Origin of the sequence: Mesorhizobium sp. B2-3-5 (genome assembly GCF_006442395.1) — a bacterium.
In the GTDB taxonomy this organism is placed as follows: domain Bacteria; phylum Pseudomonadota; class Alphaproteobacteria; order Rhizobiales; family Rhizobiaceae; genus Mesorhizobium.
Genome location: NZ_VFVX01000032.1, coordinates 30,287 through 56,990, shown reverse-complemented (window position 1 = coordinate 56,990; position 26,704 = coordinate 30,287). Strand labels below are relative to the sequence as shown.

Below are 26,704 nucleotides of genomic sequence, written 5' to 3'. Positions count from 1 at the left end.
TATAATTGCAAGGATGCGGGCAGGGGTAATCGCGCGGGGTGAATTCGGGCATTTTGGGAGTTCGGTGTGTCTAGAAAACCTCGCATTGACAAAGCCGCCGAACATGAGTTCGCCAGAATTTGCTCTTTGGGCGGCGTGCTTCCTCAGAAAGTAAGCGAAGATGAGACGGGATGGGATTATCTAGTCGAATTCCCTCCGAAGGCCGACTTTGTTCCGGCCGATGCGCAGCCAGCGGGACTATCTGCTTATGCACAAATAAAATCTACAATCGGTAGTAGGTGTAGCACGTCAGTTACTCTGTCGAACGCTCGCAGGATGGCACAACAAGGCCATCCGTGGTTCGTTGTGCTTTTCCATCAACCTTCATCCGGCGAGGCGCGAATTTATTCGCGGCACTTCTGGATCGATCTGATCACGGAAAGCTTGAAAGCGATTCGCACGGCGGACTTGGCCGGAGAGAAACTGCACAAAAAGACGCTCGCGATCTCATTTGATGACAGCGACGATCACACAGACGACCTGATTGAATGGATCGAGCAAACAATTGCCACGGTTGGAACTGGCTACCAAGCCGACAAGGTCAATGCCTATCAATCTGTCGGTTACGAAGATGGCCAAGCGTCACTCAAATTCAGCTTTCAATCCGAAAAGGCGGACGAACTTGCCATGGCCTTCTTGGGCATTGGGGAAGTGCAAATACAAAACTTCGAAATTGTTCCTAAGCGGTTTGGGATGCCGGACCCACGTCGTGGTCGGCTGTTGGCCGGAACCGCAACTCTCACAGCATCACCGGCCACGTGGTACCGCTGTCAGATTAAGATAAGGGCGAAGAACGAAGACAGCCCGATTGTGATACCGGGCAGGGCGGCGCTTACATCGTTTCCGAGAGGTTATGCGCGCTTCACGTCTGAGTTCTTGGAACTCGTTTGGTCAAGCAGCGATAACGGGATCCAATTCAATAGCAAAATTACAATTGAGGAGCGACGTACCTTAAGCGCCTTGGTAACACATGTCCGGCTGCTGGCGTATGTCACAAGTGGCGAAACGGATATGCAGATATGGGCCGGAGGGAGGCGGATTTACGGCGGTCGGTGTCGTAAAGCCGCGGACGGCATTTGGCGCGGGCTATACCCAGTGTTGTTGTGCCTGCAGTCGCTCGCGACAGATGAAATAGAAATATCAATTGCAGAGGTGGCAGAAGCAGCGGGCGAACTCTGGCGTTTCCAAGAGATAGTCGCTGTAAACGGGGCGACGTGCGACCTTGAATTTACAGACATCGAGAGAGTGCCCGTCGGTGCAGAGCGGCTGATTTATTCTGCTCGGGTTGCAGTGGGTTCAGTGAGATTCTTCGCCATCGTCGAGCGGCCAGTGATCAGTGAGGACGCGACCGGCCCTCAAAGACGCTTCGGACTTGGGCAGCCACGAGTAGTCGAAAGCTATGCAGTGACGGGAGAGGCCGAGGCTCTAGAAAAGCAAATGCAAGCTGATTTTGAACGAGAGATCAACCAAAGCAATCTTACGTTGGGTATTCTCGACATCCGCCCCGCTTTTGAAGGCCGCGAGATACGCATCTATGGGTCCCCGGGTTTCGACCGCGCTTCCAACTAGTCAATGCATCCTCCAGGCGGCAGGCGGATAAGACCGACGGTCAGCGACCCGGACTAGGTAGAGCAGCAAACATTCAAACAGACGCCAGCGCGGCCAAGCCGACGACAAACCGTAGCGAATTCAACGATTCGATGGTGTCGGCACCTCAACCGGGGCGGGCAGGGGAAGCGGCGGGGTAAATTCTCCGCCACTGGCGAACCGCGTTTAGTTGATGCACATTCGAAGGTATGTGCAATCTTTACAACATCACCACCAGCCAAGACGCCATCCGCGAATGGACGAGCACGTTGCGGGATATCATGGGCAACCTTGAACCGTCCCTTGACGTTTACCCCAACATGCCGGGGCCAGTTGTGCGCAACGCGCCCGATGGTCAGCGCGAGCTAGCGAAACTGCTTTGGGGAATGCCCACGCCGATAGAACGAGTGAAGGGCAAAGCCGATTACGGCACGACCAACATTCGCAACCCTCAATATGCCCACTGGCAGCAATATGTCGGTGTCGAAAGCCGTTGCGTCGTACCCGTGACGAGCTTCGCAGAGCCTAGCCCAACGCCGAACGACAAAGACCCTGAGACGGGCATTCAGCGCAACTATTGGTTTGCTCGTGGCGAGGATCGGCCGCTGTTCTTTTTCGCCGGTTTCTGGACGCGCTGGCAGGGTGTCCGCAGGGTCAAGGATGGGCCGGGCGATTTCGAGCTTTACGGCTTCATGACGACCAAGCCGAACGCCCTGATCGCACCAATCCATGAAAAGGCAATGCCGGTGATCCTGACAACCGGCGATGAGGCCGAGACGTGGTTGACCGCGCCGTGGTCGGAAGCCAGGCACATGCAGCGGCCGGCCGCCGATGATGCGCTGGTAATTATCGAGAAGCCGGCCACACAGATCAAATTCCCGCAGCAACCGCCAGCCCAGGGCTCGCTGTTTTAAATGGCTTTTACACCATGAGCGCCAGTGCTTCTTACAAAGCGACGATTGCTTTTATCTTCCACGTGATTTCAATAGCCATGATTGCAGTTGGCGTCATCATTTCCTTGTGCGTGATTGCGGATAATATATTTGATCTAAGTTGGGGATATCGGTGGTGGAGCTTTTTATTTTGCATTGCGTATTTAGGTGTAGCTATCGCCATTAATAGATCGGCACGTTATGTCCGTCGCATGCGCGGCTAGTCATCGCGCCACACGGGGCTTTTCCGAACCTGTATTTTGACCAGCCGGCGCACCTTCATCCGCTCGCGCTCGGCCGCAGCGGGCACGATGACATCGCATTCGATGTTGTCTTTTCGACCGCACCGCTCGCATTTCATCGCGCGGCTGATGCTGTTCACATCGACATCGCCAAAGAGCTTCATGAGGTCGCTTGGATCGTAATAGCGCCGGCCGTAGCGATCATGGCAATACCCGCAATCAACCCATACCAACTGCCCGTGCTGGACGGCGGAACTAAGGAACCAGATGGTTGTGCGGCGCTTAGGCGGTTGCTCGGGCATAAGGTACGAATAGGAAGGCATTCCTTGCCGAGTCAATTCGACCTTGACAATTTTGTTCCGTTTTTGTTCACTGCGACGATGAACATTGAACGCCCGATGATGGAGGCAACAATGGCACTGCGCTTAGACATCCCCGGAGCGAGCGGAGCGGAAATACAACGCGGCATCGAAGCGGCTGAGAAGGTCTTTGCGATTGCAGGCGTTTCAGCCGAGCAAGCAGCAGATGGAATGTTTGCCTTGGAGGGTTGGGACGACGCCAGCTTTCCTGATGACGGTAAGCCGACCGAAGACGAAAACGACGCCGCTGCAGTTTGGATGGAGGCAAACCAAGCCGCTATCAATGCCTGTTGTGCCGATTGGCCGGCAGATCAAATACCGCCGTATCTCATGCTTGAATTTGTCGACTGACGTAATCGCCATGAGCGACGAAATCAGATTGCCGCGACCGGAACACGCGACACGACCGGGCATTCAGAGCCACTATTGCGAGCATCCCGGCTGCGGAAAGGACGGCGGTTGGGGCTTTGCGAAACCCAAGCAAGAGCCGCATTGGTTCTGTTTCGAACATCGCGGCGAAGGCGAAAAATACGTTTGACGGAACGCTAAGATGACACGTCACTCTGAGCGTCGGCATCAGGCGGTGTCGGGCAAATACTTTTTCGCATCCGCGATTGCCGCCTTAAAGTTCTTCCGGCTACACCAGTGAACTCGCCCGTAGCCATCCACAACGCCCATTTGGGCGAAATTCCGAAACAAGAAATCCCCGTGCAATGGAAAAACGAAGCTGACGGTGTCACCCACCTCGACACGTTGTCCCTTCGCCGTTGAGCCCAAATGATCGAAGTCGTGGGTAATGAACGCGCTCTGCGCTTTGCGGAACTTTCGATTGAACCAAGATGGTCGGGCAAAGACAACGCCAACTCTGTTTGGCAAGGGCCCCATGTTCAGCGCTTGAACCCAAAAGTCAGGCCCTATAGGATCGTGATGCGGTTGTACGATCGATTTGACGGAGGCGGTCACTCGGAACCGAGGCTTTTGGATCACATCCCGATAGACAGTCCAGCCACTGACAAAGATCGAGATGAGAAGTGCCACGAACGAAATTGCAAGCGACCAATCCATTGCCTTGATCCGTGGTGGAAAAGAATGCCGAGTGGTGCCGCGTGAAGGACTTGAACCCTCGACCTACCGCTTACAAGGCGGTTGCTCTACCAACTGAGCTAACGCGGCACTTTTACCCCTGCTTATACCCCTGAAACGCGGTTTTGAGAAACATCACGGCTTTTCAATAGCTTAGCCGATTGATCCAGCGAATTACAAAACCGCTGCTCTACCAGCTGAGCTACAAGGGCATGGCGCCCCGTTAGCATATTTGTCGCGCCAGTAAAGACAAAACTCCGTTTTTCGGCTTCGTACCCTGGTGGATGACGCGTGGGCCGCATGCTGAAATCCGCAAACGTGCTTCCTACATTAAAGCAGGTGCAATCGCTTCGAACTGGAGTGTCGCATGATCAGGCTTGTCATCATTCTTCCGATCGTCGTCATCGCCTGGATGCTGCTGGTGAAGCTCATCAGTGACGTGAAGAAGGCCAATGTGGACTGGACCGGCGTGACCACCATCGTCGGCTTCATCGCGCTCGCCTTCTGGCTTCGCCATATCACCGGCATGGGATGAGAGGTTAGGAAGTAGTCAGTAGTCAGTAGTCAGTAGTCAGTAGTCAGTAGTCAGTAGTGATCCGACGTTCGTGATCCTCTCTTCACTGCTCACTACTCACCACTCGCTTTTTCCGGCTCAGCCGAAAAATCTCCCGACCTTCGAACCTTTTGCCGCACTCCGTCGACTGATCTCCAGAGGCGAATGGTCGCCTCGGTCAAGGATCCAGGAGATCATCATGTTCAAGCGCACGCTCACTTCCGCTCTCGTTGCCATTTTCGTCGCCTCAGGCGCGCTGGTCGCCACGGTTCAGACGTCGTCAGCTTACGGTATGCACCATCACCATCATCATTACGAGGATTGGTCGTACTATTCAGACTACCCGGATTACCCTGATTACCCGGATTACTGGTGGCACCATCATCACCACCACCATCATCACCATCACATCATCGTCTACTGAACATAGCCTGACGGTGCGATCGAAGAAGGGCGGCTTCGGCCGCCCTTCTTGCGTCCGCATGCCGCCATGCGCCGATATCATCGTTGATAATTGGCGCCATGTGGCCACATCGAGCTGGTCGATCTTTGTCCGCCCGAAAAATCTTTCGAACCTTTTTCCTTGTCATCGCGACAGATGATCAAGAGGCGGATGGATCGCCTCGGTCAACGAACCAAGGAGATCGTCATGTTCAAGCGCATACTCGTTTCGGGCCTCGTCGCCTCCACTGTCGCCGCCACCGCTTTGGTCGGCACCGTCCAGCCCTCGGCGGCTCACTCGCATCACCACGACCTCGGCATCGGCATCGCCGCCGGTGTTGGCGGTTTCGTCCTCGGCAGCCTTCTCGCCCAGCAGCAGCCGCGAACTGTCTACGTCGACGAAGATGGCGGTTCCTGGCATGTACGCCGCTGCTTCGAACGCTATTCGAGTTACGATCCGGACTCTGACACCTATATCGGCCACGACGGCTACAGCCACTACTGCCGGCTTTAAGAGGAGGTGTGCCAACACAGGCAAGAGGGGCTGCACGCGGCCCCTTTTCCTCGTTTGAACGCCGGAAGGCCGTGTTTAGAGACTAGCCTTCAGTTTGGAGTCCAGGATCGCTAATCCGGCGGCACGGCAGGTGTCGCCAATGAGGAGGCTCGCATTCGGCGACTGGTCACCCATCGCGACGAACTCGAAGCTACTTCCCGCGTCCGGATAGATCTTGGCAGCGAAAGGTTCGTCGGTTCCATGGTTGCCGGAAGATTTCTTGACGCTGACATGGCCGCAGACCACGATCTCCCGGTGGCCGTTGAGGGTCCGTTCGCCGGCAAGAATAGTTCCGAACCTGGCGGAGGCAGGGTCCTCCAGGCGCTGGCGAATGCCGGTGGTGATGATCTCCTCCAGGGCAAGCGAGATCGGGATCGGATTGACGCGCTGGTCCCCAGGATCGGGTTTGGGCGCTGCCCCCACGCATCCGCAAAGCGAAGCGGCAAGCAGAAGCGGAACCGTTTCCCTCATGCCTGCCCTTCCGCATGCATTCCAATCACGCCGCTTGTCGTCGGCCTTTGGCGCGGCAACCGACGATGCACCACGATCCCATGAGCGTCCAGCGCGCCAACTCCATGTCTATCACTGTCTTTATCTTTGCCGCGAGCGGCCTGTGCCGGCAAATCCTGCTCGAATCGTCGAGGCGGCGACCAGGAGCGCCCCGCCCTGCGGGACGCTTGCTGATCAGCCCGTTGTCCCGCCGATCATCCTGGTCACCTCGGCGGCCGCGTTGCGCACCATCGGCCCGATCTCGGCCAGCCGCTCCGGCGTCACTCGCACGGTCGGGCCCGACACCGAGACGCCACCGATCGGTTCGCCGAACTCGTTGAAGATGGCCGCCGCCACGCAGCGCATGCCGGGATGCCGTTCCTCGTCGTCGACCGACCAGCCGCGCTGCTTGATCGTCGCCAGGTCGTGGGCGAGGGCCGGGATCTCGGAGAGCGTCTTGTCGGTGAAACGCTGCAGACCGGCCTTGCGCAGGATGGTCCCGACCCGCTCCGGTTCGAGATGCGCCAGCACCGCCTTGCCGATGCCCGACGCATGGAAGGGACTGCGCGTGCCCGGACGGAAGAAAGCGCGGATCGCCTGATGCGTTTCGACCTGGCTGACAAACACCACGCAATCATCCTCGGCGACACCGAGATTGGCCGTCTCGCCGGTGTTCTCCATCAATTCCTGCATGACGATGCGGGCGCGGTCGACCAGCTTGCGGCGGCGCAGGAACGCCGCGCCCATGCGATAGGTCTCGACACCGATCGACCATAACTGGTCGCTCGTGTCGAACTCGACCATGCCGTGGTTTTCGAGCGTCGTCAGCATGCGGTAGGCGGTGGAGGCCGCAAGGCCGCTTCGCGCTGATATCTCGCTCAGCGACAGGCCGCTGCCCTCGGCGACGATGGCCAGGATGCGCAAGGCACGATCGAGCGATTGCACGGAATTGGCCTCGGATGGCCCGTTGAAGGCGCGTGGCCGGCCGCGCTGACGTTTTTCGACGGTTTCCATAGCTCCATTGTCACCGATTTCGCCGAACAAGGAAATGAAAAAGTTTTCCACCGCTATCGGTACGCAAATTCCTGAAAAACCGGAAAGCAAATAAGATCAATGAATAGCGGCCGTTTTCTAGAAATGAAAAAATATTCTGAAAAAATTGAAAAATAGCCGGCTTGCTGACATCCTCAGCCAGTCCAAAAATGACAACCCCTGTGGAGGGCCGGAAAATGGCCAGGATGCGCGCTGTCGATGCCGCGGTTCTCGTTCTCGAAAAAGAAGGCATCTCCTGCGCCTTCGGTGTGCCGGGCGCGGCGATCAACCCGCTTTATTCGGCGCTGAAGGCGAGGGGTACGATCCGTCATGTCCTGGCCCGCCACGTCGAGGGCGCCTCGCACATGGCCGAAGGCTATACCCGCGCCAAGGCAGGCAACATCGGGCTCTGCATCGGCACTTCGGGTCCGGCGGGCACCGACATGATCACCGGTCTCTATTCGGCCGCCGCCGATTCCATTCCGATCCTGTGCATCACCGGGCAGGCGCCACGAGCGCGGTTGAACAAGGAAGATTTCCAGGCCGTCGATATAGCCGCGATCGCGTCGCCTGTCGCCAAATGGGCGGTCACAGTCATGGAACCGTATCTGGTGCCGATGGCGCTGCAGAAGGCATTCCACCTGATGCGCTCGTCGCGGCCGGGTCCAGTGCTGATCGACCTGCCGGTCGACGTCCAACTGGCCGAGATTGAGTTCGACATAGAGGCCTATGAGCCGCTGATGCCATTCAAACCGGCGATGACGCGCGCGCAGGCCGAAAAGGCGCTGATCATGCTCAACGCCGCCGAAAAGCCGCTGATCGTCGCCGGTGGCGGCATCATCAATGCCGATGCGTCGGATCTGCTGATCGAATTCGCCGAAATCACGGGCGTGCCGGTCATCCCGACGCTGATGGGCTGGGGCGCGATCCCTGACGACCATCGGCTTATGGCCGGGATGTGCGGGCTGCAGACCTCGCACCGCTACGGCAATGCGACAATGCTGGAAGCCGACTTCGTCTTCGGCATCGGCAACCGCTGGGCTAATCGCCACACCGGCTCGGTCGACGTCTACACCAGGGGCAAGAAATTCATCCATGTCGACATCGAGCCGACGCAGATCGGCCGCGTCTTCGCGCCGGACCTCGGCGTCGTCTCGGATGCGGGTGCCGCATTGAAGGTGCTGCTCGACGTCGCCACCGAGTGGAAGACAGCTGGCAAATTGCGCGACTGGTCGGGCTGGGCGAAGGAATGCCAGGGCCGCAAGAAGACGATGAAGCGCAAAACCCATTTCGAGCAGGTGCCGCTGAAGCCGCAGCGTGTCTATGAGGAGATGAACAAGGCGTTCGGCCGCGACGTCACCTACGTCACCACGATCGGCCTGTCGCAGATTGCCGGCGCGCAGTTCCTGCATGTCTACAAGCCGCGCAACTGGATCAATTGCGGCCAGGCCGGCCCGCTTGGCTGGACGCTGCCGGCAGCACTTGGCGTTCGCGCCGCCGATCCGGACCGCACCATCGTGGCCCTATCGGGCGATTATGATTTCCAGTTCATGATCGAGGAACTGGCGGTCGGCGCGCAGCACAGACTGCCTTACATCCACGTCGTCGTGAACAACGCCTATCTCGGCCTGATCCGCCAGGCGCAGCGCGGCTTCTCGATGGACTACGAAGTCAGCCTTGCTTTCGAGAACATCAACCGCGCCGACGACCCCGAAGCCGGTTATGGCGTTGACCATGTCGCCGTCGCCGAGGCGATGGGCTGTAAGGCGGTCAGGGTGCGCAAGCCCGAGGAATTCGCCGCCGCCTTCAAGCAAGCGCAGCGGCTGATGAAGGAACACCAGGTCCCGGTCGTGCTCGAATTCATCCTCGAACGCGTCACCAACATCTCTATGGGCACCGAGATCGACAAGATCACCGAATTCGAGGACCTTGCCGAACATCAGGAAGACGCGCCGACCGCGATTGTCATGTTGGACTAGGAGAAAAAAATGCCGCGTTTTTCAGCCAATCTGTCGATGCTCTTTGGCGAGCATGATTTCCTCGACCGTTTTGACGCAGCCGCCCGTGCCGGCTTCAAGGGCGTCGAATATATCGGCCCCTATGATCATGCGCCTGACGTGGTTGCCGCGAGGCTGAAGAAGAACGGCTTGACGCAGGTCCTGTTCAACCTGCCCGCCGGCGACTGGGGCAAGGGCGAGCGCGGTATCGCCGTGCTGCCCGACCGCGTGCCGGAATTCCGCCAGGGCATCGCCAAGACGATCATCTATGCGCAGGCGCTCGGCTGCGAGCAGGTTAATTGTCTCGCCGGCATCGTGCCGGCCGGTGTCGACCGTAAGGTGCTGGAAGACGTCTTTGCCGAAAACCTCGCCTTCGCGGCCGAGAAATTGGAGCAGGCCGGCATCAGGCTGCTGATCGAGCCCATCAACACGCGCGACATTCCAGGCTTCTTCCTGAACTATTCGGAGCAGGCGCTGGCGTTCATCGATCGTGTCGGCTCAAAAAACCTGTTCCTGCAATACGACATCTATCACATGCAGATCATGGAGGGGGATCTCGCCCGGAAAATCGAGGCAAACCTCGGCCGCATCGCGCATATCCAGCTTGCGGACAATCCCGGCCGTCACGAGCCGGGGACGGGCGAGATCAACTATCCCTTCCTCTATGAGCACATCGACCGCCTCGGCTATTCCGGCTGGATCGGCGCGGAGTACAAGCCGAAGGCGGGGACCGAGCAGGGACTTGGTTGGTTCCGGGAGTTCGCCGGGCAGGGAAGCGCGGCGGCATAGGCGGATTTCCAACCACCGTCGGCGCCGCTTCTCACCTTACCCTGTCCCCTGAAGAACGGGGAGAGGGGGGCGCCGGCGCTGGAGCTTTGTCCCTTCTCCCCGTCTTTCACGGGGAGAAGGTGCCGGCAGGCGGATGAGGGGCAGCGCCGACCTTCGATAGATTTGAACAGAGACCTTCAGGAGGAAATCAATGGAAACCATCGGCTTCATCGGCCTCGGCATCATGGGTGCGCCGATGGCAGGGCATCTGCTCGACGCCGGCTACAAGGTCATCGCGAGCGACCACCGCTCCAAGCCATCGGCGGATCTCGTGGCCAAAGGCCTGAAAACCGTCACAGGCCATGCGGCCGTGGCCGAGGCTGCCGACATCATCATCACCATGGTGCCCGACACGCCGCAGGTGGCCGATGTGCTGTTCGGCGAGAACGGCGTCGCCTCCGGCCTTTCCAAGGGCAAGCTGGTGATCGACATGAGCTCGATTTCGCCGATCGAGACCAAGACATTCGCTGGGAAGATCAATGATCTCGGCTGCGACTATCTCGACGCGCCGGTTTCGGGCGGCGAGGTCGGCGCCAAGGCGGCGTCGCTCACCATCATGGTCGGCGGCGAGGAAAAGGCATTTGAACGCGCCAGGTCGGTATTCGAGAAGATGGGCAAGAACATCACCCTGGTCGGGCCGAACGGTGTTGGCCAGACCACCAAGGTCGCCAACCAGATCGTTGTCGCGCTGACCATTGAAGCCGTCGCCGAAGCGCTTGTTTTTGCGTCGAAAGCCGGCGCCGATCCGGCAAAGGTCAGGCAAGCCTTGATGGGTGGGCTGGCGGCCTCGCGCATCCTAGAAGTGCATGGCGAGCGCATGGTCAAGCGCACCTTCGCGCCGGGCTTCCGCATCGAACTGCACCAGAAGGATCTGAACCTGGCGCTGGAAGGCGCCAAGGCGCTCGGCGTGTCGCTGCCCAGCACCTCGACCACCCAGCAACTGTTCAATTCCTGCGCGGCCAATGGTGGTGCCAAGGAGGATCACTCGGCCCTGGTCCGGGCGCTGGAGCGGATGGCCAATTTCGAGGTTGGCAGCGCGGCAGCTGAAGTCAAAGGCAAAGCGGCATAGGTCGAGAGAGGGCGGTATAACGTTCCCAGGCCGCCACCTCTTGCCCTGCCCAAGAACGGGTTTCGGCTGATATCGCCGGAACCCGTTTCTCGTTTCGTAACCTTCCCGGCAGGCGGCTCTGCCGCTTCCCGCTCAGCCGCGCTTCAAAAATGCCCGCGCGGCATAGAGGCTGACCGCGGCAGCGTTCGACACGTTGAGCGAGCGGATGGCGCCGGGCATGTCGAGCCGCGCCAGTGTCGTCACGGTCTCGCGCGTCTTCTGGCGCAGGCCCTTGCCCTCGGCGCCGAGCACCAGCGCTATCCGGTCGCCGGCAAAGCTGGTCTCGATTTCCGCTGGCCCGTCCGAATCAAGACCGATCGTCTGGAAGCCGGCCTCGTGCAATTGCCCGAGCGCGTCGGCGAGATTCTTCACTTCGATCTGGTCGATATGCTCCAGCGCGCCGGAGGCGGATTTCGCCAGCACGCCTGATTCCTGCGGGCTGTGACGCGCGGTGGTGATCAGCGCGCCGGCACCGAAGGCGACCGCTGAGCGCAGGATGGCACCGACATTGTGCGGGTCGGTGACCTGGTCGAGCACCAGCACCAGCCTTGTGTCGCCGAGCGCGTCGAGGCGCTTGGGCTTCAGCGGTTCGGCCTCGATGAGCACGCCCTGGTGGACGGCGTCCGAACCGGTGATCCTGTCGATATCCCTGGGTTCGACCAGTTCCGCCTTGAAGGACAGGGCGGCGAGGTCGGCTATGTCAAGACGCTCGGCCGCATTGCGCGTCACCAGCATTTTCCGGATCTTGCGGCGCGGATTGTCGAGTGCTGCGCGCACCGTGTGCAGGCCATAAAGTCGGACCAGGCCATCGGCGGCATTCTCGCCCGGCGGAACGGGCTGGCGCGGCCGGAACGCCGGCGCGCCGCCGCTTTTCTCGTCGCGATGGGCGCGGCGCAGCTTGGCGTAGTGGGTGTCTTTCGGGGTGTTGGTCTTGTTGCTCATGGCTGGCTTCTATAGCTGGGTCCCGCGGCCAGGGATATGGCCCGTCGCCGCAGCCGGCGAACAACATCGAAAAACCCTTCCAGCGCGGTTGACACCCACTGGCCTTGCCGCCATAAGGCGCTTCGCTGATTTCGGAGAAGACATCTATCTCGGGTCCGGATCGGCGTGAATGCCTCGTTGCATGGCTCCGGCGGCAGACTGGAGAGGTGCCCGAGTGGTTAAAGGGGACGGACTGTAAATCCGTTGGCTTAGCCTACGTTGGTTCGAATCCAACCCTCTCCACCACTGCCGGCCCGGAAGCCCTGAAACGAGAAAAGCATCGGAGGCGAAAAGCGCATGGCGCTTTTCGGGTGAATCCGGTACTTCAGTGCAAGGCGCGGGTATAGCTCAGTGGTAGAGCAGCAGCCTTCCAAGCTGAATATGCGGGTTCGATTCCCGCTACCCGCTCCAGATTCTCTTCCTCATCATCGCTAGACCCAACGCTGCACGGCAAAGCGCGCAGCGCTTCAGGGCATGCGTGCGTTAACTGTTGAACGCGGAGGCCACCTGGTGTTGCTGCGGCACCTGACCGTTTGGCGTCAGCTTGTCGACGATGCCCGGCAAGGCGGTGGAAAGCTGCCTGAGCAGTTCCTGCTCGTCCATGCCGGTGCGCTGCGCGATCTCATGGATGACCTGCGGCCCGAGTGCCGCACCCAGATCATTGGCGTTGATCGACTGGTTCTGCCCGGTGCCGACCCAGGAATCGGCGACGTTGCCATGGCCGGCGTCCCTGAGCTTGCCGAGCAGGCCGCCCAGACCGCCGAGCAAGCCACCGTCGCCGGGGTTGGCTTCGGTCGGAGCGGGCGCTTGAGGCTGCTGGTCCGGCTGTTCGGCGCTTCTGCCGCTCAGCATCTTACCGACCAGCAACGCGCCGAGCGCGATCATCAGCGGTTTGGTGATGTTGCCGCCGGGAACGGCGTTGTCGAAAAGTCCCATAGTGGATCCTCCATCTCAACCAAGCCCGGCCCATCTCCAAGAATGACGCATGCAGGCGGAATTTCAAGCTGGCTTGAGCTTTTGACAATCATATGAAAATGTCGGGTTGCAAGGGATGGAGAGGAAAAGATGGGTATCATCAGCTGGATCGTTCTCGGCGTGATCGCCGGCTTTATCGGCAGCAAGATCGTCAACAAGACCGGCCAGGGCATGATAATGGATATCGTGCTCGGCATCGTCGGCGCCATTGTCGGCGGCTTGATCTTCAGCGCCTTCGGCGCGTCGGGGGTCACTGGCCTCAACATCTACAGCCTGATCGTGGCTGTGGTTGGCGCGGTGGTCGTGCTGTGGGCCTACCACCAATTCAGCGGGAGCCGGACGCTCTAGGCGTCAGCCACCGGTCTGCCAGGACGGTTATTTCTGAGCGGTAAGGAACGCTGCGTGTCCGCGCTGCGGCCATTACGGCATCAAGATGGCGTCGGCCGCGACGAAGAAGATCACCGTTCCGGCGATGACGCCACCCAGCCGACAAGCGAATGGCTGCTTTGCGTTTCGGCATCGGAACTCAATCAAGCTGCAACAACTGCGGAAGGCAAGCGCTCGGGTGCCGATGTCAAGCGACCACGGTCAGCCGGCGTCGGCGCTGATCCAGGGACACGATGGTCAGCCCGCTGCCGACCACCAGCAGGATGCCGCAGATCGCCAGCGTGTTGGGGAGCTGCCCGAACACCAGCAGGCCCGAAATGACCGCCCAGACGGTGAAGCAGTAGTAGAACGGGGCGACAGCGCTGGTTGGCCCGACGCGGTAGGCCATGAAGATGAAGAAGTGGCCGAAGATCAGGAAAAACCCGGCGCCGGCCATCAGCAGCAGGTGGCGTGCCTCTGGCATGACCCAGCGCTCGGAGGCCAGATGTGCCGCACCAGCGCCGATCAGCACCACCACGACGGCGGAAATCGCCACGATCATCCCGGGCACTTCTGTCGGCACACGCCTGCCGACAAGGTCGCGCGCGGCTGACAGCGTCGCGTTGCCGAGCGCCAGCAGGGCGTAGACCGAAATGCCTTGCATGGTCGGCTGCGCCACCATCAGGGCGCCGATGAAGCCGAGCCCGATCAGCGCCATGCGTTGGCCGCCGATACGCTCGCCGAACAGAATCGAGGAGCCGACCAGCATCAGCAGCGGCGTGATCTGTCCAAGCGCGGTGGAATCCGCGATCTGCATGTTGGCGAGCGCCACGACATAGCAAAGGATCGCCGCCAGTTCGAGCAGGTTCCTGCGCAGCACGCGCCTGTCGAAGATCAGGGGGATCTGTTTGCCGTAGCCAAGCAGGAACAGCAACGGGAAGCCCCAGAGTGTTGCGGCCGCGCCGCGCAGGAACAGCACTTCGTAGGAGGGCAGGCCAGTGGTCGCAAGTTTCATCATCGTATCGTTGACCAGATACGATCCGGTCGAGACGATCATGAAAAGCGGGCCGCGAACGGTCGTCGGAAGGAAAGGCATCCCGTCAGGAAATCAGACCTCGCCAGCGGCCGCAATGGGCCATCAACTGGCCGTGAACCAGACAGTGATTGGCGGGGACCAGAGCGCGATGCCGGCTTCGATCAGTCGGCTCCGCGCCCATTCCATTTTGTCCCGAGCCTTCCTATATCAGCGCCATATCCCCGCAATCGGATCGCTGGTTCGGACCGAGTGAGACCGCACCCGGCCAAAAGACGCTTGTGTTTTTTGGCCTTTGTCGCTAATCGCCCCGCATTCGACTGAACTGAAGGTCCAGGCCGTCCAAGGAAAGAGACTATGGCAAAAGGTAAATTCGAGCGCACTAAGCCTCATGTGAACATCGGCACGATTGGTCACGTTGACCATGGCAAGACGTCGCTGACGGCGGCGATCACGAAGTATTTTGGCGAGTACAAGCGCTACGACCAGATCGATGCGGCGCCCGAAGAGAAGGCGCGCGGCATCACGATCTCGACGGCTCACGTCGAATACGAGACGGCCAACCGCCACTACGCGCACGTCGACTGCCCCGGCCACGCCGACTATGTGAAGAACATGATCACCGGTGCCGCGCAGATGGACGGCGCAATCCTGGTGGTGTCGGCCGCCGACGGCCCGATGCCGCAGACCCGCGAGCACATCCTGCTCGCCCGTCAGGTTGGCGTGCCGTCGATCGTGGTGTTCCTGAACAAGGTCGACCAGGTCGACGACGCCGAGCTGCTGGAACTGGTCGAGCTCGAGGTACGCGAGCTTCTGTCGAAGAACGAATTCCCCGGCGACGACATTCCGATCGTCAAGGGCTCGGCTTTGGCCGCGCTCGAGGATTCGAACAAGACGATCGGCGAGGACGCGATCCGCGAGCTGATGGCTCAGGTCGACGCCTACATCCCGACGCCGGTCCGTCCGCTCGACAAGCCGTTCCTGATGCCGATCGAAGACGTGTTCTCGATCTCGGGCCGCGGCACGGTCGTCACCGGCCGCGTCGAGCGCGGCGTGGTCAAGGTCGGCGAGGAACTGGAGATCATTGGCATCCGTCCGACGACCAAGACGACCTGCACGGGCGTCGAGATGTTCCGCAAGCTGCTCGACCAGGGCCAGGCCGGCGACAACATCGGCGCGCTGCTGCGCGGCGTTGACCGTGAAGGCGTCGAGCGCGGCCAGGTTCTGGCCAAGCCCGGCACGGTGAAGCCGCACAAGAAGTTCGTGGCCGAAGCCTACATCCTGACCAAGGACGAAGGTGGCCGCCACACGCCGTTCTTCACCAACTACCGTCCGCAGTTCTACTTCCGCACGACCGACGTGACCGGCATCGTGTCGCTGCCGGCCGGCACCGAGATGGTGATGCCTGGCGACAACATCACGGTCGATGTCGAGCTGATTGTGCCGATCGCCATGGAAGAGAAGCTGCGCTTCGCCATCCGTGAAGGCGGCCGCACCGTCGGTGCCGGCATCGTCGTCACCATCAAAGAGTAATCGATCTGGCGCTGCCGGTTCGGTAAGGAAGGGCGGTCTTCGGGCCGCCCTTTTTTGTTTTCGGCGCAGCGTGCCCTAGGAACTGCGTCTCACTCCCAAAGCTGCCGCAAGCCCCATCGCGGCAAGGAGTGCAGGGTGCTCCGAGGGAGCTTGCCAGGAGTGCCCGCAAGGAATCTCGGTGCGAGGCGCAATCACAAGCCAGCCCCTGCAGAAGCTGCGTCAGTTGCTGGCCACAGCTTGGATGCCGGTGGCTGCCTGGAGTGATCAACTCGCGCGCTGGCGCTGTGAAGCGCGCGTGACATCGGAAACTGGCCATGGAGGCAGGTTGAGCCACGCTCGATTTTGCCGCTATCGTGGCCGTTGGCAGCGCAGGGGCCGGCGGAGGATCGAGAGTGAGCCAGGACGTTCCAACACTGTATGAATGGGCAGGCGGCATCGAGGTGCTGAACCGCCTGACCGAAACCTTCTACGACAAAGTGGCGAAGGACCCGATCGTCGGGCCTGTCTTCAAGGCCATGTCGCCGGATCATCCTGCGCATGTCGCGGCCTTCATCGGCGAGGTTTTCGGCGGGCCGAAAACTTACAGCGAAAAGTTCGGCGGCCACCGCGAGATGGTCATGCACCATCTGGGCAAGCATTTGACCGAGGAGCAGCGCCGGCGCTGGATCAACCTCCTGGCCGACGCCGCCGACGAGGTCGGCCTGCCCGACGATCCCGAGTTCCGTTCCGCCTTCATGGGCTATGTCGAATGGGGATCGCGATTGGCGAAGATGAATTCCAATCTCGGCGAGACCTGCGATCCGGAGACCGAGCCGATGCCGGCCTGGGGCTGGGGCGTGCCTGGCGGCCCGTACAAGCCGCCAGCTGGGAAATCGTAGCCGTGCCGAAACAGACCGCGCAGGTTGCCGGCATTGATCGCCGGCGGCGGGACATGATCTGCCTGCTTTCGCCAAGACTCTGAAGCTGCGCAATACCTGCAAACTCCGGCACCTTCCCGTATCGTGCTTATGCTGATTGCCCATCTGCCATCGGGTTATACCCAGGTTGCTTCGCGCGCCGCTGCTGGCGCGAAACGTGCGGTCTTACGAGCGCAACTGGGTGGTGAGCGTTGTCCTGCATTGGACTTTCGCGCGAGAAATCCTTATCCGCGCATGGGCCTTGTGGTTTGCGCCGGGACAATCCTCGCCTTGGACGGTTATGCCTCAAAAGGGCACTTGAGTTCTCATCCGCTTTGTGGAATAGCAGCCCGCGTTACGGGCATAGCTCAGTTGGTAGAGCGGCGGTCTCCAAAACCGCAGGTCGTAGGTTCGAGCCCTGCTGCCCGTGCCATTTCCTCCAAGGAAATCAAGCACTTAAAAATCGCGTTGCGGCGCAACGAAGCCGAAACTAGCCTTACACATCTCTTACACAAACTTGCACGCACGCAGGGAGTGTCTGGCGGTGGCGGAAAAGCACACGATTCTGGAAGGCAAAGTTCACGTCTATCGGCGCAACGGCAGCCCGATCTGGCACTGTTCGACGTATCTCAAAGGCAAAAACTGGCGGGTCAGCACCAAGGAGGAGAGCCTCTCCAAGGCCAAGGACTGGGCCGAGGACTGGTATTTCGGGCTCAAGGACAAAGGCCGGCGCGGTGAGCTGGTTACCGAGAAAACGTTCGAGGACGCTTCCGACCAGTTCGAAGCAGAATACGAAGTGCTCACCGAGGGGGAGCGCAATGCGCGGTGGGTGAAAGACCACTATCGCCGCATCAAAACCTATCTGGTGCCATTCTTCGGAGGCATGGGGCTCTCAACGATCAATGCCGGCACGGTCCAGGAGTATCGGGTCTCCCGGATGACGCCTGCGGAAGGCAAGAAGCTGCCGTCCCGCAGCACGCTCCACCATGAGACCGTGACCTTGCGGCTGGTCCTCAAAGCCGCCGTGCGCCACCGGTGGCTCACGCACCTGCCGGACATCTCCCAGCCTTACAAGAAATCCTCCAAGGTGGAGCACAGGGCCTGGTTCACGCCCGAGGAATACAAGCAGCTCTACACAGCGACGCGCGCGCATGCCGAAAACGCGCGTAAAGCCAGCAAGAAGGCCAAGGAGGGCGAGAAAGCGTATCGTGTGTGGCTGGCGGAGCAGCTTCACGACAAGATCCTTTTCCTGGCCAACACCGGTGTCCGGCCAGACGAAGCAAATTGGCTCGAGTACCGGGACGTCGAGATTGTTAAGGACGCGGCGACCGGTCAGAAAATCCTGGAGATTCAGGTCCGCGGCAAGCGCGGGGTAGGGTATTGCAAAAGCACATCCGGCGCTGTGTTCCCGTTCGAGCGGATGGTGGCCAGGAACAGCCCAAAGCCTACAGACCGCCTGTTTCCGGTCGACCACAAGAAGCAGTTCAACGGCATCCTCGACAAGATCGGGCTGAAGCTCGACCGGGAGGGCAACCGGCGCACGCTCTACTCCCTCCGCCACAGCTACATCAGCTTTCGGCTGCTTGAAGGCGCTGACATCTACCAGGTCGCCAAAAACTGCCGTACGAGCGTCGAGATGATCGAGAAGCACTATGCGGTGCACCTCAAGAACCGCCTGGATGCGGCTGCCATCAACGTGCGGAAGCCCAGGCCCATTCGAAGGCCCAAGGCTGAAGGAGTGGAGCAGACTGAAACCTAGGGTGCCGAGAATTGCATGGCGGTCAGCTTGAAATGTCGCGGGAATTAGTTGCAATGCGTACAGCGCACCTACGCATCGCCCCAACGTGTACGCATTGGAATATTGGGGGGCGATGCATGCTCGGTTTTCTAACCGGTTGCGAGGCGCAAACCGGAGAAAACCGGCAGCTGCGCCAAGGGGGAGATCCCCTTTGGAAACCCCGTCCGAGCCGTGGAGAGGCCCGTGGCCATCTACCATCTGAATGTCAAAAACATCAGCCGGAGCGAGGGGCGCTCCATCGTGGCCGCCGCCGCGTATCGCGCTGGCGAGGTGCTGCCCAATGAAGCCGAGGAGCGCCTGTCGGATTTCGGGGGACGCCGGGACGTCGTGGCGAGCGAAATCCGCCTGCCTGCCGGAGCACCCGAATGGATGGCCGAACGTTCCCGCCTCTGGAACGCCGTAGAGGCCGCAGAGAAGCGCAAGGACGCGCGATTGGCGAAGGAGGTGGAGTTCGCCTTGCCGATCGAGTTGCCACGCGCTGAATGGCTTGTTGTGGCCCGGGCGATGGCCGATGCCTATACCGCTCAGGGGTTCGTGGTGGACATGGCGATTCATGACGACGGCGCCCGGCGTAATCCCCATGTTCACATGCTGATGACAACCCGCGTAGTGGGCCCGGAAGGTTTCGGGCTGAAGATCCGCAGCGCGGATGGGAAGCAGTTCGTCACCGAGGCGCGCGCGCTTTGGGAGCGGATTGCCAACGCGGCTTTGGGCAAGGCCGGGCTTGTCGTGACCATCGACAGCCGGAGTTATTCCAAACGCAAGCTGGAGCAATTGCCGGGACGGCACCGCGGCCCCAATCCGCAGGAACGGCGGGCACGCAGGATCCACGCACAACGGGAGAGGGAACAGATGGCACCCAGAGAACCTGATGAAGACCTGCCGGTACCTGATCCGGATGGGTCGCCGATCCACCCGCGGGAGTTGGCCGCCGCCGAGGGCCGGATGCTCGACGATATGCATCGCCCCGCCTTGGCCGAGGTGGCGCACGCTCAGGGCGATCTGGAGGCCGCCCGGGCGACCGTGGACCACCAAAACGCCCTTGAGATGGGTGAAGACGATGCCGCTGCCTACCGGCTCGCTCCTGAGAACATGCTGGACTGGCTGGAGGACAAGACGCGACCGGAAGACGTCCCGACGCTGGAGCGCTGGGAAAACCACCTTGACTGGCTCGATACCGACCGGCAGGAGCCGGCTGCCGGCCCGGACGACAACCGATGGTCCGAACCGGACCGCGAACGCAGGTAGGACTTGCGGGATTCTGGAAGCCGCCCCATCATGATGGTATGACCAAGGTGTATGGAGGCTCTGTTTTCGCTATTCGTGAGCTCACGGACGAGCAGCGCGCAACCACGCGCAAAGAACTGGAATGGCTGGAAACGGACCTGATCCGTCGGCGCAAGCGCCTAGCCTACTGGACCATGCGCAAGACGCAGGCCGAAACGACCGCCGATATCCCCAAGCACCTGCACGAAGGTATTTTCCATTTCCATGGCCGGGCCGAGGAGCTCGTGCGCTCGGGTGAAAAGCTTCGCGCCTACCTCATGGTCGAGTTGCAAGACCAGCCGGAGCATGTCGCCGCCTACCACTACCAGCACTAACGTGCTTCTGGAGAGCGCACGATGGATAAAAAAGACGACCTGGAGCGACTGCATCAACACGCGGAGTCGCTGAATAAGTCGATCGCTGACATCGACCACGACATCGAACGCGCGACCCACGATCTTGCCGCTGGTGGCGATCCCGGCCAGTTGATTTCCTTTTTGCAGGACCGCCACAACACGCAGCTTGGCTATATGTACGACCTCGGCAAGGCCGAGGCGCGGATCGAGGATTTGGAGAACCTGATCCGCGAGGAGCAGGAGCAGCCGCAAGAGCAACGGCTCACGGACCAGTTGGAGGAGGCCAGCCCGGTCGCCCGGGACGAGCACCTGGACTGGTTCAAACAATCACTGTCGGAAAATCCGCCGCAGGTCGACGATCTCGAAAGGGCTGAGCAGCGCATGTTGCATGACCTGGAACGCGAGCCCGTTGCCGACGACCATCTCGACTGGTTCCCGCGGCGCTCATAGCGCCGCGCGACTACTGAACGCACACCTGTCGTGTCACCTCGCAGGGACGGCCATTGCGGTGAAAGCATTCGGAAAGCGCCATCTCTTCGGCATCCTGGATTGTCGCTTCCAGCTGCAGTTCATATCGGGACCGCCTTGTGACAGGGATAACCCGGGCCACCGCTGCGCAGGTATGACGGAAGGTCTGCCTCACCGCACATTGGCTTCCGCCGCTATATTGGCCACATTCGGCCAGGGCTGCATCCGCCGCCTCCTGCTCACTTGCGAAGCTGCGATCCGTGAGGATGACGGTTCCGTTCCCCGCGACCGCAAACGCTCCATATCCGCCCTGCCGCCCCGGCGGCGTCGGACGCACGACGGGCAGTTCGATAGGTCCGGGGTCATCGGAGGGATGTGTGGTCAGACTGGCAATCTGATTCTGGAGGTCCTGGATCTGCCTGTCCGAGCTGACGCGGGCTGTATCCTGCGTCGTGATCTGTCCGTTCAGCGCCAGGTTTGCCTCGCGCAAGACATTGTTCTGCCGGACCATTTCGTCCCGGTCGGCCGTCATCCTGGACAGTCGGTCAGAGAGGGATGCGATTTGGGACTGCTGGTCTGGCTGGCCGCTTGCGGCAAGACGGGCTGTGAGGGAGGAGCGATCGGCGTTCGCAATGCCCAACTGCTGCTGCAGATCCTTGACGTCCGCACGGGCCTTGTCGCGGTCGGTGATCGCCGCAGCGAGGGTAGCGCCGTCGACGGACGGCGCCACCACCGGCGTTCTCGCGGTCTTCGGGGTGGCGGCAAGAGCCGCTTCTGCCGCCTTGACCGCGCGCTCGCGAACGTCCAGCTGCCGTACGCGCTCCGCATACCCGGCATCGCCGAACCACGCGTCCTTCGTAGAAAGCACCCAGCCCCACGATGACGACAAGGCGTGACCTGCTGACACCCGGGCGTCATCGAACCGGCGATCAAGAGCGTAGAAATTGACGATCGCCGGCGCCACCACGGCGAGAGCGATACATATCGCTCCCGCCATCATCAGTTGTCGCGTAGTGATCTTGGCGCGAAAAGCCGCGCTGCCACGTCGGACCTGCCGGGCTGCGCCGGTTGGAATGGCGCCCAGCTTCATCCACATGGGGGACGGCGCAACGCTCCGGACGTCGTCCAGGCTCTGCGCGCTGGGAGCGGCTTGCTCTGCGGCCGGCAAAGTGGCGAGCTGTTGTGCCGTCGCGCGGACGTCGAGAGCCTTCAGACGCGCTTGCAGGGTCGGATGCGTCGAAAACAGGTTGCCGAAGTTCGCTCCCCGGAACATGAGATATCCGTAGTGATGCTCTTGTGCGGTCGGTTTTTCGGCCATGCCGTGGATGCGCTTGAGTGCGCGGCCCATCGCATCGGCGGAGGTCAGGTGCGCGCCGACAGCATCGGCATGAAACTCGCGATTGCGGGAAATCCCCTTGGTGACGAGCTCGGAGCCCACGAAGATCGTCTTCCGGACAACGACACCCGTGCCCCAGGCGAGGTGCGCGTTCAGGCGAGCGTTGGCGCGCTTCCTTGAGGCGGACGCCGCGAAAATCATCCCGAACACCGTCAGAATGTTCACCACGGCGACCAGCATGCGCTGGAACCCTTCGGCAAACTGCATCCGCGCAATGTCCTTGTGCAGGATGTGGCCGAGTTCATGTCCGATGATCGCGTCCAGTTCGTCCCGCTCTAACGCCAGGAGCGGCGTGCCGATCACCACCATGGACGACTTCTGCCTCGCGCCCATGGCGAATGCGTTCACGACGCTGGTGATGCCTACGGCTGGCTTGGGCAGGTTGAGCTGTTCGGCAAGGCCGTGCACGCGCTCCACCAGCCAATGGTCATCCCCAATGGCCGTTACGCCGAAACTGTTGCGCACCTGGCCCGAGGCACTTGCGATGTACCGGCCACCGAACATCAGGCCGAGCACCGACAAGGCCAGTCCGACCTGCAGCGGTCTGTTGGAATACGGGCTCCACATGAAATAATCGAAGGGGACCCATCCGTGGAACCACACCATGACTGCAACCCAACTCAGCACGCAGCAACTCAGGATAAGGATTCCGGAAAGCTGCAGCGCTGTCGGCAACCAGGAACGGTTGCGCGGCCTCAGGTGTTGCCTGTCGCCGGCATTGTGGGCTGCTACTCCCAGGAAGGCGGTGGAACGCGGTGCGTAGCGCACGAGCAGCACCCGGGCTAGGCGGATACCGGCGCGGAGCTGATAGAACACCAGCGCGATATCAAGTCCCCATACAATCAGCGACCACATCCGCCACGGCCACGGGACCAAGGCCCACGCCAGGGACAATGCGTCAAGCTGATGGACATTGATGGCTAGCCACCCGACGCGCAGGGCCGTCACGGCAAGGACGGCCTTGATCAGAGGACGCAACCGCTTTTCCGTGCCGAATATGGATGTGGCAAGGGTCATGGCTTGGCGTCCGCCATGGTGCCGATGCGCTGCATGCAAATTTCGCTCTCGGTGTAGGACACGAGCCTCGTTTTGAACGGCCGGGCGCCGCGCGCGTAGTTGATACCCCAGCGCCAGCCGTTACGCTGCCACCCTGAGAGCAGCGCCATAATTTCATCTGGCGTCATGAGCGGTCGGCCGAGGAATTGGACGGTATCATTGCCCGAACTGCCGGTATTCACTGACGCGTCCCCGTACCAGCGCCCGAGTTGGGAGGAACCGCTGTGACCGCTGGAGCGGCTCAGGTAGGCGAGGGTTTCATGGCCAACATATTTGCCGATCAGCTCACCGGTTATCGGGTCGTCGATGCCGAAGAACTGCTTGACGGCGCAGGTCAGGAAAGGCTGCCAGCTATCGCCCGGATAATGTTCCTGCAACGACATCACGTCCTGAAGGAAAAACCACAGGCGGATGCCCGTGCTTGCATGGGTGCGGATCGCCGCACGAAATTCAGGGAAAGGGCCGAGGTTCAGAAACTCGTCGAGGATGAAGAGCACAGGAATATCCGGTACGCGGCGGTTACTCTCCATCGCATCGAGGGCGCTTTTCAGCAGAATGCGTAGCCACGGCGCGAACGGCTCCATCTTCCCGAACGGGATGTCGATGTACACGGTGATTGGCCGGTCTTTCAGGTCTTCAAAGGAAAAGTCCGTTCCGCTGAGGCTGCGCTGGATTTCGCTGTCGCGCCAAAGCGAGAGCTTGCTCTCCAGCGTCGCTTCCAGGGTCTGGAGACCCCGGTCCCGCGTCTTTCCCAAGATCGCCTTGGCGGCGTCAGCCGTCAGCGGAAATTCCATGAGTCTCCTGGCGACGTTCAGCAGGTCCCGGCCTTTTTGAGAGGCCAACTGGCAGACGGTCGCAAGGGTCCGGCGATGGGGCGGCGCGTTGTGTTTCACATAGGTGATCGCCGCAGCGAGAAAGCCCGATGCATCGTCGCTGAAGAACTCCGGCGATTTGGGATCGCGGGGAAACATCTGTCTCGCGAGGGACAGGGCATCCGCTTCCGTGCGTACCTGTACGAGGGGGTTGTAACGATGGCGCTCCCAGCCTGAACCATGGTCGAAGGGCGCAATTCGATAAACTTCGTGCCCGATCGACTTGCGCCACTTTGAGGTTTTCTCGAAATGCTCCCCCTTCGGGTCGAGCACCACGCAACTGCCCCGGTAACGCAACAGGTTTGGTACGATTGAGGTGACGGCCTTGCCGGAGCGTGTCGGCGCGATGGTCAGCAGGTGGCCATCATCATCCCAATGGACGAACTGGGGAGAGGTACTCCCTTCGTCATCCGAGTAGCCGCCCAGCAAAATCGATGATGGATTGTCGAAGGCGGAACGGTCAGCCAGATACAGTTTGCCGTTCGGGATGGTTCGCAATTCCTGGGGCGTAGCCCAGCGCGCCGATCCGTACAGGGGTGGCGGATTTGCCAGTTGCGCTTCGCGCTCGTGTCGAGCTTCGAGCTCACGTTTGGCGCGCTCGATGATTGGACCTGGATCCCGGCCGGAGCGGATGGCAGCTTCCACTGCGTCTCCAACCTCCGGGCCGTAGAGGTCGTCGACCTCCTTCCGCGCCCTTTTGCCCCTAATATTGCGTCCGATCTTCAGGCCATACTGGCCCCACTTCATTCCATCCGAAATGTCCTTGGACAAATTGCCCAAGGGATCAAATTTAAAGTCGCCCATCGCCATGCCCCAGCCCGCTGGGAGAGTAACAAGCAAGGCCAGGAATGCAACAGGGCTCGCGCCCACCAGCAGTGCTAATAAAACCAGTCAGCGAGAGGTCGCGAGCGTGCCGGAGGACCGTTATACCTGAATAGTCATTGCTGGCTTAAAACAGCAGAACTGCTGTTCCCGGAAGCCTCCGGAAGCGGAGGCAGAAACTAGAATCAGGGGATGGACATCCCAATACCTGTTGCGGGGCGAACGCCCCAGTGTTCAAGGTCCCTGGACTTGCCGTTTCCCCTATTTCACCAGGAGATCTCAAGTTCCGGGTATTCCGCCAGAATCGACGGGCGATATGCATCCTGTTCGAGACGCGTCGGACGCCAGACGTATTCGAACTGCTCGGAATCGAGCCATTTCTCAAGCGCCCTGGCGGCCTCCGTGTCGGAAAGGTCAAACGGGAACTCCTGGACGATGCGGTAGTGCCGATGGCCTTGCATGGCCGCCTCATCGATGGCGGCGGAGACCGTCGCGGGTTTGAACAGCGTTTCGGCGTATTTGGTCCTCGTGGTGGAAGCCATCAGGAAATTGCCCTCTGCGCGTTTCATCAGAAGGCACTCCCCAGGTAGGTGTCGGTAATTTTCAGGCGGCCGTGGCCGAGCTCGGCAGAAATCCTGTGGCGCGCCGACCGATCGGTGGCACGTTCATTTCCGCTCATGTCGGCCCAGCGCTTGCCGCCGGCCAGCGGGCAGGATTGGCCGGTCAGCGCCGCATAGCGTTGCTGGGCGTAGCCATGGCGGAGGCCATGGGTATTGCGCAGCCCCGCCTTGAGTGTCTGATACTCGAACCGCTTGAGGTGTTCGACATAGCTCATCTCTGCCGGGATCAACGAGCCGGCGCCCGGAATCAGGCGCAGCACGTGCTCGAGGACTTGCCGCTGTTCGAGTGTGGTCACGGGTACGGTCCGTGCGCGGCCCCCTTTCGTCCAGCTCGCCTGGAGGGCGATATGGTCGGCGCGGGCGGCCGCTTGCGGCTGGAACTTCATGGCTTCTTCCCGTCGCAGTCCGAACGCCGCCTGGAGGAGAACCGAGGCCCTGATGTGCGGACATTCGATGGTCCCAAGCTTGGCGTGATCGAGGGTCTGGGCGCGGTTGCGCGTGACCTCGCCACGTTCGGCGACGCCATAGGTTTTGTTGTCGCGATTGACGACGTTGGGTTTGTTGACCTTCTCCGCCCACCAGCGCAGCCAGGTGAGGCGGTTGCGGATACTGGCGTCCGAGGTATCGGAATCGTGCCACCGTTCGACCAGGGCGTCGATATGCTTGGGTTTGAGGGAATCGGCGGCCGGCAGTTTGTAGCCGAGATCCGCAAGGTCAATGGCCATTGCGGACAGGCCGCGCCGGCGGTTGTTTTGAGTGCCGTAAGAGCCGTCCCGGTTGCGGTGGCACAGCCGCACCAGGTCCATGGTTAGATCGTCCATCTTGCTCGCTTCTTTTTTGTTTTGGCTGAGTGTTGATGGCCGATGCACGTCCGTAGATCGTGTCACCCCGTGAAGATCATTCACGGTATGGCCGGAATGCGTAGTCTACTTTACGGTACGAGCCTCCCGAGCCAGCCTGATGGCTGGCCGATATGGTTTGCCCTGTTGGGCGTCCGGTTACCGAGAGGTTGAAACCGGAGGT

Annotated in this window: 29 protein-coding genes and 4 tRNA genes; 21 read left to right on the top strand and 12 right to left on the bottom strand. The window is 60.7% G+C overall.

What is annotated here, in order from left to right; genetic code table 11:
* Positions 1-66: 66 nt before the first annotated feature.
* The 3 genes from FJ958_RS26000 (at position 67) to FJ958_RS25990 (ending at position 2,782) form a co-directional block, all read left to right on the top strand.
* Positions 67-1,608 carry a hypothetical protein gene (locus tag FJ958_RS26000; RefSeq protein WP_140747096.1) on the top strand — a complete coding sequence of 514 codons (1,542 nt, stop codon included), beginning with the start codon at positions 67-69 and terminating at the stop codon, positions 1,606-1,608.
* Between the two features lie 227 nt (positions 1,609-1,835).
* On the top strand, positions 1,836-2,540 hold the full coding sequence (locus tag FJ958_RS25995; RefSeq protein ID WP_140747093.1) for an SOS response-associated peptidase: 705 nt from the start codon (positions 1,836-1,838) through the stop codon (positions 2,538-2,540).
* A 14-nt stretch (positions 2,541-2,554) separates the two neighbouring features.
* The gene (locus FJ958_RS25990; protein WP_140747090.1) at positions 2,555-2,782 is read left to right on the top strand and encodes a hypothetical protein; all 228 of its coding nucleotides are present in this window, start codon (positions 2,555-2,557) and stop codon (positions 2,780-2,782) included.
* Here the strand turns inward: FJ958_RS25990 and FJ958_RS25985 are convergent.
* A complete protein-coding gene (locus tag FJ958_RS25985) occupies positions 2,779-2,964 on the bottom strand; it encodes a hypothetical protein (RefSeq protein WP_140747087.1) in 186 nt (61 codons plus the stop codon). The genes FJ958_RS25990 and FJ958_RS25985 overlap by 4 nt on opposite strands.
* Positions 2,965-3,126: 162 nt before the next feature.
* Between FJ958_RS25985 and FJ958_RS25980 the strand changes: the two genes are divergently transcribed.
* Both FJ958_RS25980 and FJ958_RS31690 read left to right on the top strand, forming a co-directional pair.
* A complete protein-coding gene (locus FJ958_RS25980) occupies positions 3,127-3,510 on the top strand; it encodes a hypothetical protein (protein ID WP_140747084.1) in 384 nt (127 codons plus the stop codon).
* Positions 3,511-3,520: 10 nt separating this feature from the next.
* Positions 3,521-3,697 carry a hypothetical protein gene (locus FJ958_RS31690; protein WP_181176522.1) on the top strand — a complete coding sequence of 59 codons (177 nt, stop codon included), beginning with the start codon at positions 3,521-3,523 and terminating at the stop codon, positions 3,695-3,697.
* A gap of 38 nt (positions 3,698-3,735) precedes the next feature.
* Here FJ958_RS31690 and FJ958_RS25975 read toward each other — a convergent pair whose 3' ends face one another.
* The gene (locus FJ958_RS25975) at positions 3,736-4,224 is read right to left on the bottom strand and encodes a hypothetical protein (RefSeq protein ID WP_140747081.1); all 489 of its coding nucleotides are present in this window, start codon (positions 4,222-4,224) and stop codon (positions 3,736-3,738) included.
* Between the two features lie 32 nt (positions 4,225-4,256).
* A tRNA-Thr gene (locus FJ958_RS25970) sits at positions 4,257-4,332 on the bottom strand.
* A 277-nt stretch (positions 4,333-4,609) separates the two neighbouring features.
* Here FJ958_RS25970 and FJ958_RS25965 point away from each other — a divergent pair.
* The 3 genes from FJ958_RS25965 to FJ958_RS25955 all read left to right on the top strand — a co-directional run bounded on the left by FJ958_RS25965 (position 4,610) and on the right by FJ958_RS25955 (position 5,750).
* On the top strand, positions 4,610-4,777 hold the full coding sequence (locus FJ958_RS25965) for a hypothetical protein (RefSeq protein WP_140747078.1): 168 nt from the start codon (positions 4,610-4,612) through the stop codon (positions 4,775-4,777).
* A 217-nt stretch (positions 4,778-4,994) separates the two neighbouring features.
* Positions 4,995-5,219: a hypothetical protein gene (locus FJ958_RS25960; RefSeq protein WP_140747075.1), complete on the top strand. Its 225-nt coding sequence runs from the start codon at positions 4,995-4,997 to the stop codon at positions 5,217-5,219.
* 225 nt (positions 5,220-5,444) lie between these two features.
* Positions 5,445-5,750 carry a BA14K family protein gene (locus tag FJ958_RS25955; RefSeq protein WP_140747072.1) on the top strand — a complete coding sequence of 102 codons (306 nt, stop codon included), beginning with the start codon at positions 5,445-5,447 and terminating at the stop codon, positions 5,748-5,750.
* 75 nt (positions 5,751-5,825) lie between these two features.
* Here FJ958_RS25955 and FJ958_RS25950 read toward each other — a convergent pair whose 3' ends face one another.
* Together FJ958_RS25950 and bhcR are read right to left on the bottom strand one after the other, a co-directional pair.
* On the bottom strand, positions 5,826-6,260 hold the full coding sequence (locus FJ958_RS25950) for a hypothetical protein (protein ID WP_140747069.1): 435 nt from the start codon (positions 6,258-6,260) through the stop codon (positions 5,826-5,828).
* A gap of 213 nt (positions 6,261-6,473) precedes the next feature.
* Positions 6,474-7,292 (bottom strand): HTH-type transcriptional regulator BhcR, encoded by an 819-nt coding sequence (gene bhcR / locus FJ958_RS25945; protein WP_140747066.1) that lies wholly within the window; start codon positions 7,290-7,292, stop codon positions 6,474-6,476.
* 215 nt (positions 7,293-7,507) lie between these two features.
* On the opposite strand from bhcR, the gene gcl reads away from it, so the two are divergent.
* The 3 genes from gcl to FJ958_RS25930 all read left to right on the top strand — a co-directional run bounded on the left by gcl (position 7,508) and on the right by FJ958_RS25930 (position 11,204).
* Positions 7,508-9,289, top strand: a complete 1,782-nt coding sequence (gene gcl / locus FJ958_RS25940) for a glyoxylate carboligase (protein ID WP_140747063.1) — start codon at positions 7,508-7,510, stop codon at positions 9,287-9,289.
* Positions 9,290-9,298: 9 nt separating this feature from the next.
* Positions 9,299-10,096, top strand: a complete 798-nt coding sequence (gene otnI, locus FJ958_RS25935) for a 2-oxo-tetronate isomerase (RefSeq protein ID WP_140747060.1) — start codon at positions 9,299-9,301, stop codon at positions 10,094-10,096.
* 190 nt (positions 10,097-10,286) lie between these two features.
* Positions 10,287-11,204: a 2-hydroxy-3-oxopropionate reductase gene (locus tag FJ958_RS25930; protein WP_140747057.1), complete on the top strand. Its 918-nt coding sequence runs from the start codon at positions 10,287-10,289 to the stop codon at positions 11,202-11,204.
* 132 nt (positions 11,205-11,336) lie between these two features.
* On the opposite strand, the gene FJ958_RS25925 is transcribed toward FJ958_RS25930, so the two are convergent.
* Positions 11,337-12,185: an RNA methyltransferase gene (locus FJ958_RS25925; protein ID WP_140747054.1), complete on the bottom strand. Its 849-nt coding sequence runs from the start codon at positions 12,183-12,185 to the stop codon at positions 11,337-11,339.
* A gap of 200 nt (positions 12,186-12,385) precedes the next feature.
* Here FJ958_RS25925 and FJ958_RS25920 point away from each other — a divergent pair.
* Together FJ958_RS25920 and FJ958_RS25915 are read left to right on the top strand one after the other, a co-directional pair.
* A tRNA-Tyr gene (locus tag FJ958_RS25920) sits at positions 12,386-12,470 on the top strand.
* 91 nt (positions 12,471-12,561) lie between these two features.
* Positions 12,562-12,635 (top strand) — tRNA-Gly (locus tag FJ958_RS25915).
* Positions 12,636-12,707: 72 nt separating this feature from the next.
* On the opposite strand, the gene FJ958_RS25910 is transcribed toward FJ958_RS25915, so the two are convergent.
* Entirely contained in the window at positions 12,708-13,160 is a 453-nt protein-coding gene (locus FJ958_RS25910) for a YidB family protein (RefSeq protein ID WP_140747051.1), read from the bottom strand.
* 129 nt (positions 13,161-13,289) lie between these two features.
* Here FJ958_RS25910 and FJ958_RS25905 point away from each other — a divergent pair, with 129 nt between their 5' ends.
* Positions 13,290-13,547: a GlsB/YeaQ/YmgE family stress response membrane protein gene (locus FJ958_RS25905; protein ID WP_140747049.1), complete on the top strand. Its 258-nt coding sequence runs from the start codon at positions 13,290-13,292 to the stop codon at positions 13,545-13,547.
* Between the two features lie 226 nt (positions 13,548-13,773).
* On the opposite strand, the gene FJ958_RS25900 is transcribed toward FJ958_RS25905, so the two are convergent.
* On the bottom strand, positions 13,774-14,661 hold the full coding sequence (locus tag FJ958_RS25900) for a DMT family transporter (RefSeq protein ID WP_140747046.1): 888 nt from the start codon (positions 14,659-14,661) through the stop codon (positions 13,774-13,776).
* A gap of 294 nt (positions 14,662-14,955) precedes the next feature.
* Here FJ958_RS25900 and tuf point away from each other — a divergent pair, with 294 nt between their 5' ends.
* The 7 genes from tuf (at position 14,956) to FJ958_RS25865 (ending at position 20,897) form a co-directional block, all read left to right on the top strand.
* On the top strand, positions 14,956-16,131 hold the full coding sequence (tuf, locus tag FJ958_RS25895) for an elongation factor Tu (protein ID WP_010909256.1): 1,176 nt from the start codon (positions 14,956-14,958) through the stop codon (positions 16,129-16,131).
* A 392-nt stretch (positions 16,132-16,523) separates the two neighbouring features.
* Entirely contained in the window at positions 16,524-17,009 is a 486-nt protein-coding gene (locus FJ958_RS25890; protein ID WP_140747044.1) for a group II truncated hemoglobin, read from the top strand.
* Positions 17,010-17,384: 375 nt separating this feature from the next.
* Positions 17,385-17,460 (top strand) — tRNA-Trp (locus FJ958_RS25885).
* A 111-nt stretch (positions 17,461-17,571) separates the two neighbouring features.
* Positions 17,572-18,786: a site-specific integrase gene (locus tag FJ958_RS25880; RefSeq protein WP_140747042.1), complete on the top strand. Its 1,215-nt coding sequence runs from the start codon at positions 17,572-17,574 to the stop codon at positions 18,784-18,786.
* Positions 18,787-19,008: 222 nt separating this feature from the next.
* Positions 19,009-20,073 (top strand): MobQ family relaxase, encoded by a 1,065-nt coding sequence (gene mobQ / locus FJ958_RS25875; protein ID WP_140747039.1) that lies wholly within the window; start codon positions 19,009-19,011, stop codon positions 20,071-20,073.
* 38 nt (positions 20,074-20,111) lie between these two features.
* Entirely contained in the window at positions 20,112-20,426 is a 315-nt protein-coding gene (locus FJ958_RS25870; protein WP_140747036.1) for a hypothetical protein, read from the top strand.
* A gap of 21 nt (positions 20,427-20,447) precedes the next feature.
* Positions 20,448-20,897 carry a hypothetical protein gene (locus FJ958_RS25865; RefSeq protein WP_140747033.1) on the top strand — a complete coding sequence of 150 codons (450 nt, stop codon included), beginning with the start codon at positions 20,448-20,450 and terminating at the stop codon, positions 20,895-20,897.
* Between the two features lie 10 nt (positions 20,898-20,907).
* Here FJ958_RS25865 and FJ958_RS25860 read toward each other — a convergent pair whose 3' ends face one another.
* From FJ958_RS25860 to FJ958_RS25845, 4 genes are all read right to left on the bottom strand, one after another.
* Entirely contained in the window at positions 20,908-23,328 is a 2,421-nt protein-coding gene (locus tag FJ958_RS25860; RefSeq protein WP_140747030.1) for a M48 family metalloprotease, read from the bottom strand.
* Complete coding sequence (locus FJ958_RS25855) at positions 23,325-25,049, bottom strand: type IV secretory system conjugative DNA transfer family protein (protein WP_246679762.1); 1,725 nt, start codon at positions 25,047-25,049, stop codon at positions 23,325-23,327. The genes FJ958_RS25860 and FJ958_RS25855 overlap by 4 nt, the downstream gene beginning before the upstream one ends.
* Before the next feature lie 278 nt (positions 25,050-25,327).
* Complete coding sequence (locus tag FJ958_RS25850) at positions 25,328-25,630, bottom strand: hypothetical protein (protein WP_140747027.1); 303 nt, start codon at positions 25,628-25,630, stop codon at positions 25,328-25,330.
* Positions 25,630-26,502 (bottom strand): phage integrase N-terminal domain-containing protein, encoded by an 873-nt coding sequence (locus FJ958_RS25845; RefSeq protein WP_140747024.1) that lies wholly within the window; start codon positions 26,500-26,502, stop codon positions 25,630-25,632. The genes FJ958_RS25850 and FJ958_RS25845 overlap by 1 nt, the downstream gene beginning before the upstream one ends.
* Positions 26,503-26,704: the final 202 nt, after the last annotated feature.

What these genes read in the sequence shown, in the direction of transcription:
- FJ958_RS25995 (WP_140747093.1), top strand. Translation starts at nt 1,836, where the DNA reads ATGTGCAATCTTTACAACATCACCACCAGCCAAGACGCCATCCGCGAA.
- FJ958_RS25990 (WP_140747090.1), top strand. Translation starts at nt 2,555, where the DNA reads ATGAGCGCCAGTGCTTCTTACAAAGCGACGATTGCTTTTATCTTCCAC.
- FJ958_RS25985 (WP_140747087.1), bottom strand. Translation starts at nt 2,964, where the DNA reads ATGAAGCTCTTTGGCGATGTCGATGTGAACAGCATCAGCCGCGCGATG.
- FJ958_RS31690 (WP_181176522.1), top strand. Translation starts at nt 3,521, where the DNA reads ATGAGCGACGAAATCAGATTGCCGCGACCGGAACACGCGACACGACCG.
- FJ958_RS25975 (WP_140747081.1), bottom strand. Translation starts at nt 4,224, where the DNA reads ATGGATTGGTCGCTTGCAATTTCGTTCGTGGCACTTCTCATCTCGATC.
- FJ958_RS25965 (WP_140747078.1), top strand. Translation starts at nt 4,610, where the DNA reads ATGATCAGGCTTGTCATCATTCTTCCGATCGTCGTCATCGCCTGGATG.
- FJ958_RS25960 (WP_140747075.1), top strand. Translation starts at nt 4,995, where the DNA reads ATGTTCAAGCGCACGCTCACTTCCGCTCTCGTTGCCATTTTCGTCGCC.
- FJ958_RS25955 (WP_140747072.1), top strand. Translation starts at nt 5,445, where the DNA reads ATGTTCAAGCGCATACTCGTTTCGGGCCTCGTCGCCTCCACTGTCGCC.
- FJ958_RS25950 (WP_140747069.1), bottom strand. Translation starts at nt 6,260, where the DNA reads ATGAGGGAAACGGTTCCGCTTCTGCTTGCCGCTTCGCTTTGCGGATGC.
- bhcR (WP_140747066.1), bottom strand. Translation starts at nt 7,292, where the DNA reads ATGGAAACCGTCGAAAAACGTCAGCGCGGCCGGCCACGCGCCTTCAAC.
- gcl (WP_140747063.1), top strand. Translation starts at nt 7,508, where the DNA reads ATGGCCAGGATGCGCGCTGTCGATGCCGCGGTTCTCGTTCTCGAAAAA.
- otnI (WP_140747060.1), top strand. Translation starts at nt 9,299, where the DNA reads ATGCCGCGTTTTTCAGCCAATCTGTCGATGCTCTTTGGCGAGCATGAT.
- FJ958_RS25930 (WP_140747057.1), top strand. Translation starts at nt 10,287, where the DNA reads ATGGAAACCATCGGCTTCATCGGCCTCGGCATCATGGGTGCGCCGATG.
- FJ958_RS25925 (WP_140747054.1), bottom strand. Translation starts at nt 12,185, where the DNA reads ATGAGCAACAAGACCAACACCCCGAAAGACACCCACTACGCCAAGCTG.
- FJ958_RS25910 (WP_140747051.1), bottom strand. Translation starts at nt 13,160, where the DNA reads ATGGGACTTTTCGACAACGCCGTTCCCGGCGGCAACATCACCAAACCG.
- FJ958_RS25905 (WP_140747049.1), top strand. Translation starts at nt 13,290, where the DNA reads ATGGGTATCATCAGCTGGATCGTTCTCGGCGTGATCGCCGGCTTTATC.
- FJ958_RS25900 (WP_140747046.1), bottom strand. Translation starts at nt 14,661, where the DNA reads ATGCCTTTCCTTCCGACGACCGTTCGCGGCCCGCTTTTCATGATCGTC.
- tuf (WP_010909256.1), top strand. Translation starts at nt 14,956, where the DNA reads ATGGCAAAAGGTAAATTCGAGCGCACTAAGCCTCATGTGAACATCGGC.
- FJ958_RS25870 (WP_140747036.1), top strand. Translation starts at nt 20,112, where the DNA reads ATGACCAAGGTGTATGGAGGCTCTGTTTTCGCTATTCGTGAGCTCACG.
- FJ958_RS25865 (WP_140747033.1), top strand. Translation starts at nt 20,448, where the DNA reads ATGGATAAAAAAGACGACCTGGAGCGACTGCATCAACACGCGGAGTCG.
- FJ958_RS25860 (WP_140747030.1), bottom strand. Translation starts at nt 23,328, where the DNA reads ATGACCCTTGCCACATCCATATTCGGCACGGAAAAGCGGTTGCGTCCT.
- FJ958_RS25855 (WP_246679762.1), bottom strand. Translation starts at nt 25,049, where the DNA reads ATGGCGATGGGCGACTTTAAATTTGATCCCTTGGGCAATTTGTCCAAG.
- FJ958_RS25850 (WP_140747027.1), bottom strand. Translation starts at nt 25,630, where the DNA reads ATGAAACGCGCAGAGGGCAATTTCCTGATGGCTTCCACCACGAGGACC.
- FJ958_RS25845 (WP_140747024.1), bottom strand. Translation starts at nt 26,502, where the DNA reads ATGGACGATCTAACCATGGACCTGGTGCGGCTGTGCCACCGCAACCGG.